The 15,926-nt window shown below is 53.0% G+C and carries 14 protein-coding genes and 2 rRNA genes; 8 read left to right on the forward strand and 8 right to left on the reverse strand.

The features are described 5' to 3' along the window. The first annotated feature begins 60 nt into the window (after positions 1–60). From glnA to SK47_RS24025, 4 genes are all read left to right on the forward strand, one after another. On the forward strand, positions 61–1,470 hold the full coding sequence (gene glnA, locus SK47_RS21260; protein WP_003861925.1) for a glutamate--ammonia ligase: 1,410 nt from the start codon (positions 61–63) through the stop codon (positions 1,468–1,470). A 167-nt stretch (positions 1,471–1,637) separates the two neighbouring features. Beyond that, entirely contained in the window at positions 1,638–2,687 is a 1,050-nt protein-coding gene (gene glnL, locus SK47_RS21265; RefSeq protein WP_003861923.1) for a nitrogen regulation protein NR(II), read from the forward strand. Between the two features lie 11 nt (positions 2,688–2,698). Then, a complete protein-coding gene (gene glnG, locus SK47_RS21270; protein ID WP_003861919.1) occupies positions 2,699–4,111 on the forward strand; it encodes a nitrogen regulation protein NR(I) in 1,413 nt (470 codons plus the stop codon). A gap of 110 nt (positions 4,112–4,221) precedes the next feature. Then, positions 4,222–4,332 (forward strand): YshB family small membrane protein, encoded by a 111-nt coding sequence (locus SK47_RS24025; protein WP_017382667.1) that lies wholly within the window; start codon positions 4,222–4,224, stop codon positions 4,330–4,332. Between the two features lie 51 nt (positions 4,333–4,383). Here SK47_RS24025 and hemN read toward each other — a convergent pair whose 3' ends face one another. Then, positions 4,384–5,757 carry an oxygen-independent coproporphyrinogen III oxidase gene (hemN, locus tag SK47_RS21280; protein WP_022652087.1) on the reverse strand — a complete coding sequence of 458 codons (1,374 nt, stop codon included), beginning with the start codon at positions 5,755–5,757 and terminating at the stop codon, positions 4,384–4,386. 188 nt (positions 5,758–5,945) lie between these two features. Beyond that, the gene (yihI, locus tag SK47_RS21285) at positions 5,946–6,461 is read right to left on the reverse strand and encodes a Der GTPase-activating protein YihI (protein WP_014885763.1); all 516 of its coding nucleotides are present in this window, start codon (positions 6,459–6,461) and stop codon (positions 5,946–5,948) included. A 579-nt stretch (positions 6,462–7,040) separates the two neighbouring features. On the opposite strand from yihI, the gene yihA reads away from it, so the two are divergent. Next, on the forward strand, positions 7,041–7,670 hold the full coding sequence (yihA, locus tag SK47_RS21290) for a ribosome biogenesis GTP-binding protein YihA/YsxC (RefSeq protein ID WP_003861913.1): 630 nt from the start codon (positions 7,041–7,043) through the stop codon (positions 7,668–7,670). A gap of 311 nt (positions 7,671–7,981) precedes the next feature. Here the strand turns inward: yihA and polA are convergent, their stop codons facing one another. Beyond that, positions 7,982–10,774: a DNA polymerase I gene (polA, locus tag SK47_RS21295; RefSeq protein WP_045895056.1), complete on the reverse strand. Its 2,793-nt coding sequence runs from the start codon at positions 10,772–10,774 to the stop codon at positions 7,982–7,984. Between the two features lie 439 nt (positions 10,775–11,213). Between polA and SK47_RS21300 the strand changes: the two genes are divergently transcribed. Further along, positions 11,214–12,122: an acyltransferase gene (locus SK47_RS21300; protein ID WP_048245126.1), complete on the forward strand. Its 909-nt coding sequence runs from the start codon at positions 11,214–11,216 to the stop codon at positions 12,120–12,122. Between the two features lie 22 nt (positions 12,123–12,144). Here the strand turns inward: SK47_RS21300 and dsbA are convergent, their stop codons facing one another. The 3 genes from dsbA to SK47_RS21315 form a co-directional block, all read right to left on the reverse strand. Beyond that, positions 12,145–12,768, reverse strand: a complete 624-nt coding sequence (gene dsbA, locus SK47_RS21305; RefSeq protein ID WP_003861908.1) for a thiol:disulfide interchange protein DsbA — start codon at positions 12,766–12,768, stop codon at positions 12,145–12,147. A gap of 27 nt (positions 12,769–12,795) precedes the next feature. After that, complete coding sequence (locus tag SK47_RS21310) at positions 12,796–13,782, reverse strand: serine/threonine protein kinase (protein WP_003861905.1); 987 nt, start codon at positions 13,780–13,782, stop codon at positions 12,796–12,798. A gap of 75 nt (positions 13,783–13,857) precedes the next feature. Beyond that, positions 13,858–14,127 carry a YihD family protein gene (locus SK47_RS21315; protein WP_003861904.1) on the reverse strand — a complete coding sequence of 90 codons (270 nt, stop codon included), beginning with the start codon at positions 14,125–14,127 and terminating at the stop codon, positions 13,858–13,860. Between the two features lie 68 nt (positions 14,128–14,195). Between SK47_RS21315 and mobA the strand changes: the two genes are divergently transcribed. Further along, positions 14,196–14,780 (forward strand): molybdenum cofactor guanylyltransferase MobA, encoded by a 585-nt coding sequence (mobA, locus tag SK47_RS21320; protein WP_045895052.1) that lies wholly within the window; start codon positions 14,196–14,198, stop codon positions 14,778–14,780. Then, positions 14,777–15,280 carry a molybdopterin-guanine dinucleotide biosynthesis protein MobB gene (mobB, locus tag SK47_RS21325; RefSeq protein ID WP_003861899.1) on the forward strand — a complete coding sequence of 168 codons (504 nt, stop codon included), beginning with the start codon at positions 14,777–14,779 and terminating at the stop codon, positions 15,278–15,280. Before mobA ends, mobB begins: the two co-directional genes overlap by 4 nt. A gap of 94 nt (positions 15,281–15,374) precedes the next feature. Here the strand turns inward: mobB and rrf are convergent. Further along, positions 15,375–15,490 (reverse strand): 5S ribosomal RNA (gene rrf, locus SK47_RS21330). Positions 15,491–15,559: 69 nt separating this feature from the next. Beyond that, positions 15,560–15,926 (reverse strand): 23S ribosomal RNA (locus SK47_RS21335); the annotation flags it as partial.

Below are 15,926 nucleotides of genomic sequence, written 5' to 3' on the forward strand. Positions count from 1 at the left end.
GCCCAGCCGATTTGAAGACCTCGTTACCACGACGACAATGACCAATCTGGAGAGTTAAGTATGTCCGCTGAACACGTTTTGACGATGCTGAACGAACATGAAGTGAAGTTTGTTGATCTGCGCTTCACCGATACCAAAGGTAAAGAACAGCACGTCACGATCCCTGCTCATCAGGTGAACGCCGAATTCTTTGAAGAAGGCAAAATGTTTGACGGCTCCTCCATTGGCGGCTGGAAAGGCATTAACGAATCCGACATGGTTCTGATGCCAGATGCAACCACTGCGCTCATTGACCCGTTCTACGAAGAACCTACGCTGATCATCCGCTGCGATATTCTGGAACCTGGCACGCTGCAAGGCTATGACCGTGACCCACGCTCCATCGCAAAACGCGCTGAAGAGTACCTGCGCTCTACCGGCATCGCAGACACCGTTCTGTTCGGGCCAGAGCCAGAGTTCTTCCTGTTCGACGACATCCGTTTTGGTGCTTCCATTTCTGGCTCCCACGTCGCTATCGATGATATCGAAGGCGCATGGAACTCTTCCACCAAGTACGAAGGTGGTAACAAAGGTCACCGTCCGGGCGTGAAAGGCGGTTACTTCCCGGTTCCTCCGGTCGATTCTTCACAGGACATCCGTTCTACCATGTGTCTGATCATGGAAGAGATGGGCCTGGTTGTTGAAGCGCACCACCACGAAGTGGCAACGGCTGGCCAGAACGAGATCGCTACCCGCTTCAACACCATGACCAAAAAAGCGGATGAGATTCAGATCTACAAATACGTTGTACACAACGTTGCGCACCGTTTCGGTAAAACCGCGACCTTCATGCCAAAACCAATGTTTGGCGACAACGGTTCCGGCATGCACTGCCACATGTCCCTGTCCAAGAACGGCACCAACCTGTTCTCTGGTGACAAGTATGCGGGTCTGTCTGAGCAGGCGCTGCACTACATCGGCGGTGTTATCAAACACGCTAAAGCGATCAACGCCCTGGCGAACCCGACCACGAACTCCTACAAGCGTCTGGTTCCAGGCTACGAAGCACCCGTGATGCTGGCGTACTCTGCCCGTAACCGTTCTGCTTCTATCCGTATCCCGGTGGTTGCGTCTCCGAAAGCGCGTCGTATCGAAGTGCGCTTCCCGGACCCGGCGGCTAACCCATACCTGTGCTTCGCAGCACTGCTGATGGCCGGTCTGGACGGTATCAAGAACAAGATCCACCCGGGCGAAGCCATGGACAAAAACCTGTACGACCTGCCGCCAGAAGAAGCGAAAGAGATCCCACAGGTTGCCGGCTCTCTGGAAGAAGCCCTGCAAGCGCTGGACGCAGACCGCGAGTTCCTGACCGCTGGCGGCGTGTTCACCGATGAAGCTATCGACGCTTACATCGCGCTGCGTACCGAAGAAAACGACCGCGTTCGCATGACGCCGCACCCGGTTGAGTTCGAACTGTACTACAGCGTTTAATTGATTTGTTTTACCCGGCGCATACGCGTCGGGAGTAGTTGCCGTGGAAACTTTAGCCCATCTTCGGATGGGCTTTTTTCTCCACCAACAACCTGATCTCACGCGCTTTTTACCTCTAAAACGCTATACTGCACTAAAATAGTGCAACGACTCCAGGAGACTGCTGAATGGCAACTGGCACGCTGCCCGATGCTGGGCAGATCCTCAATTCTTTGATTAACAGTATTTTGCTGGTCGACGACGAGCTGGCGGTCCATTACGCCAACCCGGCGGCGCAACAGCTGCTCGCCCAAAGCGCCCGAAAACTGTTTGGCACGCCGCTGCCGGAACTGCTGAGCTATTTCTCGCTGAATATTGGTCTGATGCAGGAGAGTTTGCAGGCGGGTCAGGGCTTCACCGATAACGAAGTGACGCTGGTGATTGACGGACGCTCGCATATTTTGTCCCTCACCGCACAGCGCCTGCCAGATGGCATGATTCTGCTGGAAATGGCGCCGATGGATAACCAGCGTCGTCTCAGCCAGGAGCAGCTTCAGCATGCGCAGCAGATTGCGGCGCGCGACCTGGTGCGCGGGCTGGCCCATGAGATCAAAAACCCGCTGGGCGGCTTACGCGGTGCGGCACAGCTTTTGACCAAAGCGCTGCCTGACCCTGCCCTGGCGGAGTATACCAACGTCATTATCGAGCAGGCGGACCGTCTGCGTAATCTGGTCGATCGCCTGCTCGGGCCACAGCAGCCGGGGATGCATGTTTCAGAAAGCATTCACAAGGTCGCGGAGCGGGTGGTGAAACTCGTCTCTATGGAGCTGCCGGATAACGTCACGCTGGTGCGTGATTACGACCCAAGCCTGCCGGAGCTGGCGCACGATCCGGACCAGATTGAACAGGTGCTGTTGAACATTGTGCGTAACGCGTTGCAGGCGCTGGGCCCGGAGGGTGGCGAAATTATTCTGCGTACCCGCACCGCGTTCCAGCTGACGCTGCACGGCGTGCGTTATCGTCTGGCGGCACGTATTGATGTGGAAGATAACGGGCCGGGGATCCCGCCGCATCTCCAGGACACTCTGTTCTACCCGATGGTCAGCGGTCGCGAAGGCGGCACCGGGCTGGGGTTATCCATAGCCCGTAATTTGATTGACCAACACTCCGGCAAAATTGAATTTACCAGTTGGCCGGGACATACCGAGTTTTCGGTTTTCCTGCCGATTAAAAAATAAAGGTGACGTTTATGCAACGAGGGATAGTCTGGGTAGTCGATGACGATAGCTCCATCCGTTGGGTGCTTGAACGCGCACTCACAGGAGCGGGATTAAGCTGCACGACGTTTGAGAGCGGCAGCGAGGTGCTCGACGCACTCACCACCAAAACGCCGGACGTTCTGCTCTCGGATATTCGCATGCCGGGCATGGACGGACTGGCGCTCTTAAAGCAGATCAAACAGCGCCACCCCATGCTTCCGGTCATCATAATGACCGCCCACTCCGACCTGGATGCCGCCGTTAGCGCCTACCAGCAGGGGGCGTTTGATTATCTGCCAAAACCGTTTGATATCGACGAAGCCGTTGCCCTGGTCGAACGCGCCATCAGCCACTATCAGGAGCAACAGCAGCCCCGCCACGCGCCGGATTTCGGGCCTACGACGGACATCATCGGTGAAGCGCCGGCCATGCAGGACGTGTTTCGCATCATCGGGCGTCTGTCGCGCTCGTCTATCAGCGTCTTGATTAACGGTGAATCAGGGACCGGTAAAGAGCTGGTTGCGCACGCCCTGCATCGCCACAGCCCGCGGGCGAAAGCGCCTTTCATCGCCCTGAACATGGCGGCGATCCCCAAAGATTTGATTGAATCTGAGTTGTTCGGCCACGAAAAAGGGGCGTTTACCGGGGCAAATACCATTCGTCAGGGACGCTTTGAACAGGCTGACGGCGGAACGCTATTCCTGGATGAAATCGGCGATATGCCGCTGGATGTTCAGACCCGACTGCTGCGCGTGCTGGCAGATGGCCAGTTTTACCGCGTGGGCGGGTATGCGCCGGTGAAGGTGGACGTGCGCATTATTGCCGCGACGCACCAGAACCTGGAGCTGCGCGTGCAGGAGGGGAAATTCCGTGAGGATTTATTCCATCGTCTGAACGTGATCCGTGTCCACCTGCCGCCGCTGCGCGAGCGTCGGGAAGATATCCCGCGTCTGGCGCGCCATTTCCTGCAAGTGGCGGCCCGCGAGCTGGGCGTGGAAGCCAAGCAGCTTCATCCGGAAACGGATGCCGCCCTCACCCGTCTGGCGTGGCCTGGCAACGTGCGTCAGCTGGAAAACACCTGTCGCTGGCTGACCGTGATGGCCGCCGGACAGGAAGTGTTGATTCAGGATCTCCCCGCCGAGCTGTTTGAAGCCACCGTGCCCGAAAGCACCGCCGGACATGCGCTGCCGGACAGCTGGGCGACGCTGCTGGCGCAGTGGGCAGATCGCGCGCTGCGTTCCGGTCATCAAAATCTGCTCTCCGAAGCGCAGCCGGAGATGGAGCGCACGCTGTTAACTACCGCGCTTCGTCATACCCAGGGCCACAAACAGGAAGCGGCTCGCCTGTTGGGATGGGGTCGAAACACCCTGACGCGCAAGCTGAAAGAGCTGGGAATGGAGTGATCTTACTCCGCTGTGTAAAGGTTACTAATTGAGCGCAAAGTGCCGTTATTTTGCGCTTTACTGTTCCGATGAGTTTTGTATGATCGTGCCCGGAAACAGGGGGGAGCATCATGCTGGAATCATTAGTGACTTTGCTTTCGAGCGGAGCAGCAGAAAGCCACACGCCACAAACTGCCGTTGCGGCGGTGCTGTGTGCGGCGCTGGTTGGGCTGTTTAGCTAACGAGCTGTTGATGAAAAGCCGGGTGGCGCTTCGCTTACCCGGCTTTTCAACTTAAATCACCCGCGAGAACTGCTGTAAACGCGCCTTCTGACGCAGATAGGCATCGAAGCACATGCAGATATTACGAATCAACAGACGTCCTTTCGGCGTGACGACCACCGCGCTTTCCGACACATCCACCAGCCCGTCCTTCGCCAGCGGCGCAAGGAGTTTCAGGTCTTCGGCAAAGTAATCGCTGAATTGCAGATCCCATTGCGACTCCACCTCGCGGAATTCGAGACGGAAGTTGCAGATAAGCGCCTTAATCACATCACGACGGATGCAGTCGTCACGCGTTAACGCAATGCCGCGCCACAATGCGTTACCCGTTTCATCAACCTGCTGGTAGTACAGCTTCAGCTCTTTCTGGTTCTGAGCGTAGCAGTCGCCAATCATGCTGATGGCGGAGACGCCCATTCCGAGCAGATCGGTATCGCCCTGGGTGGTGTAACCCTGGAAGTTACGGTGGAGAACACCTTCGCGCTGGGCAATTGCCAGTTCGTCGTCAGGGCGGGCAAAGTGATCCATCCCGATAAACTGATAGCCGGTTTCGGTCAGCGAGGCGATGGTCTCCTGCAAAATATCCAGCTTCTGCTGGGCGGAAGGCAGATCCGCATCTTTGATTTTGCGCTGAGCGGCGAACAGCGTCGGCAGGTGCGCGTAATTAAAGACGCTCAGACGGTCCGGGTTAAGCTCAGCCACGCGTTTAAGCGTGTAGGCGAAGCTCTCCGGCGTCTGCTTCGGCAGGCCGTAAATCAGGTCTATATTCGTTGAGGTAAAGCCGATTTCACGCGCATGGTTGAGTAAGGCAAAAATAAACGCTTCGTCCTGCTCGCGGTTTACCAGGCGTTGTACTTCTTTATTGAAGTCCTGTACGCCCATACTCAGGCGGTTGAAGCCTTCAGCGCGTAAATGATCCAGCACATCCAGCTCGATTTCACGTGGATCGACCTCGATCGAAATTTCGGCGTCGTCGTTAAAACTGAAATTGTCGCGCAGCAGCGCCATCAGGCGGCTGATCTGCGCTTTATTCAGATAGGTTGGCGTACCACCGCCCCAGTGAAGCTGGCTAACGTGACGCCCTTTAAACAGCGGTGCGCGGTGCAGAATTTCCTGTTCGAGCGCATCGAGGTATTGATCGGCTTTGTGCTGCTGGCGGGTAACGATTTTATTGCAGCCGCAGAAGTAGCAGAGCTTATGGCAGAATGGAATATGGACGTAGAGCGACAGCGGGCGCTCGGGATAGCGCGCCACAGCATGCTGAAAATCCGCCTCGCCGAAAGCGTCAGAAAACTCCAGCGCGGTGGGGTATGAGGTATAACGCGGCCCGGAATAGTTATATTTCTGGATCAGGGCCAAATCCCAGTCGATAGATGGTACAGACATGCTCACTCCTTCCGTTGGTGTCGCGTTCGTATACGGCGGCCCGTTCTGGTCCCGTTGCGGGCCATCATTCGGGTGCGCAGCCACTTCTGTCGCCGCGACAACCGCCGTAGTTTAACGAATAACCACACCAGATAACATATAACCGGAAGGGTTATAAGCAGGACGAGTGTACCTGCCGGGTGCAAATGTTAGTTTCCACCCTTCAGAAGACGCATCATATCTTCCTGCTTTTCGTCTTCTTCTTCGTCGTCTTCGTCATCGTAAGACAGACCCAGCTTCTGCATCAGCTCGTCGATGCGATCCAGTTTGGCATCCACCCATGACTGCTCTTCGGCGGTCAAGGTTTCACCCTCTTCAAGACGTTCCAGCAGCGCGTCCAGGCGCTCATCGTTCTCCAGCAAATCCAGCTCAGCCTGCGGTGAAAGCATAGGTTTCTCGCTCTTTGGTTTGTGCTGCTTAGTGACCGGGGTGTCTGTCACGCCCAGTGGAATGGGAGTTTTACTGCCGATACGAGGATCTTTCTGCTGTTTGCCTTTTGCAGAAGCGCCTGCGGCACCGCCACCGTTAGCACGGCTACCCGCAGCATGGCCACGATGTTTTTTATCGCGTTTGCGATCGCGCGCTTCCTGATTCAGTTCTTCGCGCGTTTTGCGGCGTGCTTTTGCAGGGCGTTTCGCGCCCGCAGCGGAGGTCGGTTTTTTCATGATGTTTTATCTTTAAGTCGTTTTCTTCAGTATAGAATTGCGGCGAAATCTAGCAGAAAGCAAGCAAAGAAAAAAGGCGACAGAGCAATCTGTCGCCTTTTTTCCTGACTCACAACCCTTAACGGGTCAGACATTCCCTGTTTGCCTGCAACAAACCCTGTTTATCCCTTGGCTACTACCGTCCGTGATACGGTTCCGTTTCCTGTTAAAAACGCCTCCAGGCGCCGGTCGTCCTGACAATCCTGAGTCTTCGCCTCCTGGCGCTCCTGACCCTTATCCTTAAGTCGTTATCCTGTTGGCATCCTCGCCGTAGCACACACTTTACCTTGTTCCTTTAAACTAACAAGCAACGAAAAGGTACAAAACCGGATTTTCAGATAATTACTCATTAATAACTCTTTGAATTTTAATATCTTGAGTTTTTTAGCCCCTGCGATTTCTCTTAAATTTCTCATACGCTTAAGGGCAAATCTCTTACATTTCGCAGGGCTTTCACTTACATGTCAATGACGAAGGGAAAAGCCTTTTGCCCGCATTCAGGTATAATCCCCGCAGATTACGATTTTTGGAGACGACCACGTGACTACCTGGAACTACCAACAGACGCATTTTGTCACCAGTGCGCCCGATATTCGCCACCTGCCCTCAGACACAGGGATTGAAGTGGCATTTGCTGGCCGCTCCAATGCGGGAAAATCCAGTGCCCTGAATACGCTGACCAATCAGAAAAACCTGGCGCGTACCTCAAAAACACCTGGCCGTACACAACTGATTAACCTGTTTGAAGTGGCTGAAGGCAAACGCCTGGTCGATTTACCGGGCTACGGTTACGCGCAGGTACCGGAAGAGATGAAGATCAAATGGCAGCGTGCGCTGGGTGAATACCTGGAAAAACGCATGTGTCTGAAAGGCCTGGTGGTGCTGATGGATATTCGTCATCCGCTGAAAGATCTCGACCAGCAGATGATTGACTGGGCGGTGGCAAGCGATATTGCGGTGCTGGTACTGCTGACAAAAGCGGATAAGCTGGCGAGCGGCGCGCGCAAGGCACAGGTGAATAAGGTTCGTGAAGCGGTGCTGGCATTCAACGGTGATGTACAGGTTGAACCGTTCTCCTCGCTGAAAAAGCAGGGCGTGGATAAACTGCGTCAGAAGCTCGACAGCTGGTTTAACGATCTGGAACCGGCGACAGAAGCGGAAGCAGAGTAATAACAGGCGCGGCGATGACCGCGTTTTTTTCGCCTGAAACTTTCTTTGCCGCAATAAAAAACGCCCCAGTCATTACTGACTGGGGCGGCTAAAATATTCAGCCAAATCCGATTACGTGAAGTAAAAGGTCTGAAAGATAGAACATCTTACCTCTGTACCCTACGTCGTTAACTCTACTCTTTTTTTATCGCTGGACAAAGCACTTTTTGTAGTTTTTTTTCATTCTTTACATAGGGAATTCTAATGATCGTCACAAAACGCGCGTACTTATGTTGCTTACTTACATAAAACGCGCGTTATTCCGTTAGCCCTTAGTGAGCCTGATCCCAGTTTTCGCCGCTACCCACTTCCACCAGCAACGGAACGTCCAGCTTCATGCTGTTTTCCATCAGTTCATGGATCTTCTGAGAGACCGTCTCCAGATCGTCTTTATGAACTTCAAAGACCAGTTCATCGTGTACCTGCATGATCATTTTCACGCGCGGCTTCTCTTTTTCCAACCAGGCATCGACGGCGATCATTGCGCGTTTAATGATGTCCGCCGCAGTGCCCTGCATAGGGGCGTTAATCGCAGCACGTTCAGCACCCGCGCGGCGCGCGGCGTTGCTGGATTTGATGTCCGGAAGGTAGAGACGACGGCCATCCAGCGTTTCAACGTAGCCTTTCTCTTTCGCCTGCGCGCGGGTACGTTCCATATATTCCAGCACGCCCGGATACCGCTCGAAGTAGAGATCCATATACTTCTGCGACTCTTTACGCGGAATATTGAGCTGGCGTGAAAGACCAAAGGCACTCATGCCGTAAATCAGACCGAAGTTGATCGCTTTTGCGCTACGACGCTGCTCATTTGTCACGCTCTCCAGCGGCAGCCCAAACACTTCGGCAGCGGTTGCCCGGTGAATGTCCTTCCCTTCGGCAAAGGCCGTCAGCAGGCCTTTGTCGCGTGACAGGTGCGCCATAATACGCAGTTCGATTTGCGAGTAGTCCGCGGAGACAATCAGATAATCCTCTGGCGCAATGAAAGCCTGGCGAATACGGCGGCCCTCTTCATTACGCACCGGAATGTTCTGAAGGTTAGGATCGGTTGACGAAAGTCGCCCGGTCGCCGCCACAGCCTGGTGATAGGAGGTGTGCACGCGGCCCGTTTTCGGGTTGATCATCAACGGCAGTTTGTCGGTATAGGTCGATTTCAGCTTAGCCAGACCGCGGTATTGCAGAATAACTTTTGGCAGCGGATAGTCCAGCGCCAGCTCTTCCAGCACCTCTTCAGACGTTGAAGGAGCGCCGCCCGGGGTTTTCTTCAGCGGCTTGATACCCTGTTTTTCAAACAGGATGGTTTGCAGCTGTTTCGGTGAAGACAGGTTAAATGCCTCGCCAGCAAGCTCATGCGCTTTCTGTTCAAGCTCGGTCAGGCGCTGCGCCAGCTCACCAGAGTGGTTATGCAGCACCGTTGGGTCGATTTTAACGCCATTGCGCTCAATGCGGGACAGCACAGGCACCAGCGGCATCTCAATGTTCCGGAACACATTCAGCGGCCCTTCGTGCTTCTGCAATTTCGGCCACATTTTGAGATGCAGCTGTAGCGTGACGTCAGCGTCTTCCGCGGCGTAGCGGCCTGCCTCTTCCAGCGCGATCTGGTTAAAGGTCAGCTGATTTTTACCCTTACCGGCAATTTCTTCAAAGGTGATGGTTTTGTGTTTCAGCCAACGATCGGATAAGGAATCCATATCATGGCGGCCCGCCACGCTGTCCAGAATGTAAGATTCAAGCATGGTGTCAAAAGCGATACCACGCAGCTCAATGCCGTAGTTTTGCAGAATACCGCGGTCATACTTCAGGTTTTGCCCGACCTTCAGTGCTTTCTCGTCTTCCAGAATCGGCTTCAGTAGTTCTAAGGCGCGCTCGCGGGAGATTTGCTCCGGCGCATCCAGATAGTCGTGAGCAACCGGAACATAGGCGGCAACACCCGGCTCCGTCGCGAATGACAGACCCACCATATTAGCCGTAATGTTATCAAGGCTGTCCGTTTCGGTATCGAAAGCAAATACTGGCGCTTTTTTTAGCTTTTCAATCCAGGCGACGAGCCGTGACTCTTCCAGGATGGTTTCATAGTTGTCGAAGGAGAGCGCTATCGCCTCTTCTTCTGCCTGCTCTACGGCATCGACAACGATGGTCTCTTTCGGCTTCGCCGCAGATTTAGCCCCTTTCGCCTGAAGCCATTTACCGGCTTCAACATCCGCGGTCCAGCGTTTAAATTCGTATTTTCTGAACAGACCAAGCAGTTCGTCGGCGGCGGGTTCCTGCACTTCCAGCTGCTCGCAGGTAAGCTCCAGCTCTACGTCAGTTTTGATGGTGGCCAACTGATAGGAGAGATAAGCCACCTCTTTGTTATCGGCGAGCTTTCCGGCCATGGTTTTTGCGCCACGGAAGGTAAGACCGGCAATTTTGTCGGACTCTGCATACAGCGTATCCAGCCCGCCCAGCCCTTGCAGCAGCGCCTGAGCTGTTTTTTCACCCACGCCCGGCACGCCAGGAATGTTATCCGAGGAATCGCCCATCAGGGCGAGGAAATCAATAATGAGCTCTGGCGGCACACCATATTTGGCGACCACTTCTTCCGGGCCAAGAATGGTGTTTGTCATGGTGTTGATCAGCGTAATCCCTGGCGTTACCAGCTGCGCCATGTCTTTATCACCGGTACTGATCAGAACCGGGCGGCCTGCTTTTTCCGCTTCGCGCGCCAGGGTACCAATAACGTCGTCAGCTTCAACGCCAGAGACCGCCAGCAGTGGCAGCCCCATCGCTTTCACCATAGCGTGCAGCGGTTCAATCTGCGCACGCAGATCGTCAGGCATAGGGGGACGGTGTGATTTGTAATGCTCAAATAATTCATCGCGGAAGGTTTTACCCTTCGCATCAAACACCACGGCCGCATGGGTTGGGTGGTATTGCAGAATCAGGCTGCGCAGCATATTCAGCACGCCGTACATTGCGCCGGTAGGTTCCCCTGCGCTGTTGGTCAGAGGAGGAAACGCATGATACGCCCGATACAGGTAAGAAGAGCCATCGACGAGTATAAGTGGGTTTTCTGGGATCTGAACCATAATGTCCGTGCCTGTTATGAATTTATGGGTAAAGGATGCCACAGAAGGATGAAAACATCAGGTTTTAGCGCTTTATACAGAAAAAGATTTTGCGATCGGGAAGATCGCTCGCAAAACAAAACTGTGGATAAGTTTGTGCATATTTTTAATACAGGTGAATAACAGCTTGATAAAAGTGATATTGAAAACTTATTTATCTATTTAAATCAAACAATTAATACAAGATCAATTAAGATCACACCTCACTGATGGTTATTTAGTCTATGTGGATATAAGGCTTAAGCACCTTGTCTATAGGGAAAAATTCGAGGCCTGCCAGGAAAAGCCGCGACCTCCTGGTGTGAAAGCGCCCTGGTCTGAGCGAATTTCTGATAAGATCGGCGCCCAGCACCGGATAGCCGGCTGCTCAATTACAGCTAACTATCTGAAAAAATTCATCATGTCGAGAATACTCGCTGCGATAACATTATTATTAAGCGTCATTTTAACTATTCTGGTTACTATCGCCTGTTCTGTGCCAATCATCGTTGCCGGAATAATTAAGCTCCTGTTGCCTGTCCCTCCGGTATGGCGCGCGGTGTCTGCTTTTTGTAATTTTATGATGTACTGCTGGTGTGAAGGCCTGGCGATCCTGCTGCATCTGAACCCCTGGCTGAAGTGGGACGTTCAGGGTCTGGAGAAGCTGAACAAAAAGAACTGGTATCTGCTGATCTGCAATCACCACAGCTGGGCCGACATTGTTGTATTGTGCGTACTGTTTCGCAAACACATTCCGATGAATAAATACTTTCTGAAACAGCAGCTGGCCTGGGTGCCTTTCATTGGTCTGGCCTGCTGGGCGCTGGATATGCCGTTTATGAAACCCTATTCACGCAGCTATTTGATTCGTCATCCGGAACGCCGCGGTAAGGACGTGGAAACCACGCGCCGTTCTTGCGAGAAGTTTCGCGCGCATCCCACCACCATTGTTAACTTCGTCGAAGGATCGCGCTTTACCGAAGAGAAGCGCCAGCAAACTCGCTCTCCTTATCAGAACCTGTTGCCGCCAAAGGCTGCGGGCATCGCAATGGCGCTCAACGTGCTGGGTGAGCAGTTCGATAAATTGTTGAACGTAACGCTCTGCTATCCGGAAAACGACAGGACGCCATTCTACGACATGCTCAGCGGCAGGCTGACGCGTATCGTTGTCCGCGTTGATCTGGTGCCCGTCAATACTGAACTGCACGGGGATTACGTCAACGATAAAAACTTCAAACGTCGTTTCCAGCTTTGGCTTAATACACTCTGGAAAGAGAAAGACGAGCAGATAGCGAAGATTAAATCTTCATACAAAAACGCCGGTCAGTGACCGGCGTTTTTCTTTATGGTTGTTACTTTTTCTCAACCAGGTATTTCACGGTATCAGCGTACTGTTGTACGAAGATATCCATGCTGGTCGTGTCCATACCACGCATATTCACCTGGTATTTGCCGTTAACATACATCGCCGGCACGCCCTGCAACTGGAAGTCAGCGGCAGCTTTTTCCTGCTGTGCCACGAGAGATTTCACCACAAAACTGTTCCAGGCAGCGTCGTAGTCTTCACCTTTCACACCGGCATCTACGAACACTTTACGGATATCTGCCGTAGTTTGTACGGTCTGGGTTTTCTGTACGGCTTCAAACATAGGCGCGGTGATCTTATCTTCCACACCCAGCGCAATCGCGACCGCCCATGCCTGAGTCAGATCTTTGCCCAGTGGGCCAAGGAACTCAACGTGGTATTTCGTCATTTTGGTGCCTTCCGGCAGCTTTTTCTTCACGTTGTCAGAAACATGAAGTACCTGCTCAAACTCGTAGCAGTGCGGGCAGTAGAAGGAGAAGAACTCCAGCACCTGAGGCTCGCCAGCAACAGGCTTGTCTAGCGTAATGTACTGCTTGCCGTCGGTAAACTGCGCAGCAGTTGCGCTAAATGCCAGAATCATACCAGCCAGCGCCAGCCAAATTTTTTTCATGATCAACTCTCTCCTGGGTGTGTCCAATTAATACATCGGCGTTAATTGCAAAGGGGGTTCCTGTAGAACCTTAACCTGCTCGGTAAATGTGGATATCTGGTTGCGCCAGTAATCCTCCCCGGTAAGCCAGGGGAAATTTCGGGGAAAAGCCGGGTCTTCCCAACGCCTGATTAACCACGCGAGATAATAAACAAATCGCATCGCACGTAAAGGCTCTATCAAGGCAATTTCGTCTGAATTAAAGGGGATAAATTCTTCATAAGCTTCAATTATGGTCTCAAGCTGCATGCGCTGCTCGGCTTTATCACCGTTGAGTAGCATCCATAGATCCTGCACCGCGGGTCCCATACGTGCGTCATCAAGATCGACAAATAGCGGCCCATCGCGCCAGAGAATATTCCCGGCGTGGCAGTCACCGTGCAGGCGCAGAGTAGTAATATCATCCCGCCAGCAGGCTTTTACAGCATCAATAAGCTTATCGGTCGCCGTGAGGAAATTATCCTTTAGTGCATTCGGGATCAGCGCCGATGTTTCGAATACCTGTCGCGGCTCAATAAGATATTCCTGAACACCAATCGTCGGACGGGCAACAAACGGTTTTTTACGTCCCGTCTGATGAATGCGCCCCAGATAGCGGGCAACCCATTCCATCTGATCGATATTATCTGCCTCAAACTGTCTTCCGCCCAGGCTCGGAAATACCGCGTAGTAAAAGCCCTGATGGGTCAGCAGCGTTTGGTTATTGAATTTAATCGGTGCCGCAACGGGAACATCATCATCCAGTAGATCGTGGGCAAACTGATGTTCTTCCTGAATTTGTTCTGCGGACCAGCGCTGTGGACGGTAAAACTTTACGACAAAGCGCTGGCGCTCTTCGTCCTGAAATTGGTAGACACGGTTTTCGTAGCTGTTTAAAGCGGTTAACCCGGAATCCACCCGAATACCCTGCTCGAACAGCGCATCCATAATGGTATCCGGGTGTAGTGTCTGGAAAGTAAAAGCCTGGTCGTTCATCCGATCATCCGGAAATTATACGAATGATTCAGGATATCATCTTGTGGCGATTTCGGTGGCTCCGCTTACAAGCTTTTACTCTTTAATTACGCCTCGGGCGCGCAGTAATGCGGTTTTAAAATCCTCTTCATAATCTTTCTGAATGCCAGGAATAACAGCATCTTTAGCCGAGTCACGCATTTTCAGGTGGTAGATCAGGATGTCGTCAGAAAGGTCCGCCAGTTCGCCATCAAAACCTGACTCTTTCGCCAGTTTCTGTAAAAATTGCATCAGATTCAGCTCTGGCTCTTTTTGCCAGGCCGGCTGGAGAAGCTCAATGACTTCATTAAGACGTTTACATTTCATGGTAGTGCTCCTTTCATTTAGAGAGACACGTTAGCAGGGTCAATCCCACAATAAAAGAGGCGATATTCGTGAATCAATGCCAGGAAATCATCGGGGTTGTTCTGGCCGGGGGCAGGGCAACGCGAATGGGTGGAAAGGATAAGGGACTTCAGCTCCTGAACAACACACCATTATGGCAGCATGTTGCTGATACGCTTGCAGATCAGGTGTCATCGATGGCGATCAGCGCTAACCGACATGTTGATATTTATCAGCGCAGCGGGTATCCGGTTTATCAGGATAACCTGGTGGACTACCCCGGTCCGCTGGCGGGAATGCTTTCTGTTATGCAGCAGTCGTACGGAGAGTGGTTTCTCTTTTGTCCATGTGATACGCCCTTCATCCCGTCCTGTCTGGTTGAACGTCTGGTGCAGCGGCGCGGTGGTGCTCCCGTCGTCTGGGTACACGACGGTGAACGCGACCATCCAACGATCGCATTGATTAATCGCTCGTTAATATCCGCGCTGGAAGATTACCTGGCCGCAGGAGAGCGACGCGTCATGGTATTTATGCGCCAGTCCGGAGGGCATTCCGTTGATTTCAGCGACATGAAATCGGCGTTTGTGAATGTAAACACGACGGAAGATTTGCAGATGATGCAGGAGAGAAAATGATACCCGTATTAGCGATCTCAGCCTGGAGTGGCACCGGGAAAACTTCGCTGCTAAAAAAACTGATACCTGCACTTTGCGCCAAAGGCATTCGTCCCGGATTGATTAAGCATACGCACCATAACATGGATGTCGATAAACCGGGGAAAGATAGCTATGAGCTGCGTAAGGCTGGCGCTGCACAAACGATGGTGGCGAGTAACCAGCGCTGGGCGTTAATGACAGAAACACCGGATGAAGCACCGCTGGATCTCGCTTATCTTGTCAGCCGGATGGATCACTCCACGCTGGATCTGGTGCTGGTTGAGGGGTTTAAGCATGAGGCTGTTGCGAAGATCCTGCTATTCAGAAGCGATGCCGGACATGACGTAAGTGAGTTAACGCTGGATGAACATGTGATTGCCGTGGCCAGTGACGTTGCGTTGACGCTGAAAGTACCGGTTCTGGATTTGAATAATGTGGAGGGGATTGCAGCGTTTATTTCGGCGTGGTGTGCAGTCTGAAATCTGCCGGGTGACGGCTTCTTAAGGCCTGCCGTTTTTCAGCAAACAAACGCAAAAAGGCCATCCTTGCGGATGGCCTCTTCACTTGTTTGATGCCTGGCAGTTCCCTACTCTCACATGGGGAGACCCCACACTACCATCGGCGCTACGGCGTTTCACTTCTGAGTTCGGCATGGGGTCAGGTGGGACCACCGCGCTAAAGCCGCCAGGCAAATTCTGTTAATCTGTATCAGGCTGAAAATCGTGTCTGTCTCTTCGCCAAAACACCTTCGGCGTTGTAAGGTTAAGCCTCACGGTTCATTAGTATCGGTTAGCTCAACGCATCGCTGCGCTTACACACCCGACCTATCAACGTCGTCGTCTTCAACGTTCCTTCAGGAGACTTAAAGTCTCAGGGAGAACTCATCTCGGGGCAAGTTTCGTGCTTAGATGCTTTCAGCACTTATCTCTTCCGCATTTAGCTACCGGGCAGTGCCATTGGCATGACAACCCGAACACCAGTGATGCGTCCACTCCGGTCCTCTCGTACTAGGAGCAGCCCCCCTCAATTCTCCAGCGCCCACGGCAGATAGGGACCGAACTGTCTCACGACGTTCTAAACCCAGCTCGCGTACCACTTTAAATGGCGAACAGCCATACCCTTGGG

The organism is Enterobacter sp. BWH52, assembly GCF_001037565.1.
GTDB lineage: Bacteria > Pseudomonadota > Gammaproteobacteria > Enterobacterales > Enterobacteriaceae > Enterobacter > Enterobacter hormaechei_C.

What these genes read in the sequence shown, in the direction of transcription:
- glnG (WP_003861919.1), top strand. Translation starts at nt 2,699, where the DNA reads ATGCAACGAGGGATAGTCTGGGTAGTCGATGACGATAGCTCCATCCGT.
- glnL (WP_003861923.1), top strand. Translation starts at nt 1,638, where the DNA reads ATGGCAACTGGCACGCTGCCCGATGCTGGGCAGATCCTCAATTCTTTG.
- yihI (WP_014885763.1), bottom strand. Translation starts at nt 6,461, where the DNA reads ATGAAAAAACCGACCTCCGCTGCGGGCGCGAAACGCCCTGCAAAAGCA.
- mobB (WP_003861899.1), top strand. Translation starts at nt 14,777, where the DNA reads ATGATACCCGTATTAGCGATCTCAGCCTGGAGTGGCACCGGGAAAACT.
- SK47_RS21315 (WP_003861904.1), bottom strand. Translation starts at nt 14,127, where the DNA reads ATGAAATGTAAACGTCTTAATGAAGTCATTGAGCTTCTCCAGCCGGCC.
- hemN (WP_022652087.1), bottom strand. Translation starts at nt 5,757, where the DNA reads ATGTCTGTACCATCTATCGACTGGGATTTGGCCCTGATCCAGAAATAT.
- SK47_RS21310 (WP_003861905.1), bottom strand. Translation starts at nt 13,782, where the DNA reads ATGAACGACCAGGCTTTTACTTTCCAGACACTACACCCGGATACCATT.
- glnA (WP_003861925.1), top strand. Translation starts at nt 61, where the DNA reads ATGTCCGCTGAACACGTTTTGACGATGCTGAACGAACATGAAGTGAAG.
- SK47_RS21300 (WP_048245126.1), top strand. Translation starts at nt 11,214, where the DNA reads ATGTCGAGAATACTCGCTGCGATAACATTATTATTAAGCGTCATTTTA.
- dsbA (WP_003861908.1), bottom strand. Translation starts at nt 12,768, where the DNA reads ATGAAAAAAATTTGGCTGGCGCTGGCTGGTATGATTCTGGCATTTAGC.
- polA (WP_045895056.1), bottom strand. Translation starts at nt 10,774, where the DNA reads ATGGTTCAGATCCCAGAAAACCCACTTATACTCGTCGATGGCTCTTCT.
- SK47_RS24025 (WP_017382667.1), top strand. Translation starts at nt 4,222, where the DNA reads ATGCTGGAATCATTAGTGACTTTGCTTTCGAGCGGAGCAGCAGAAAGC.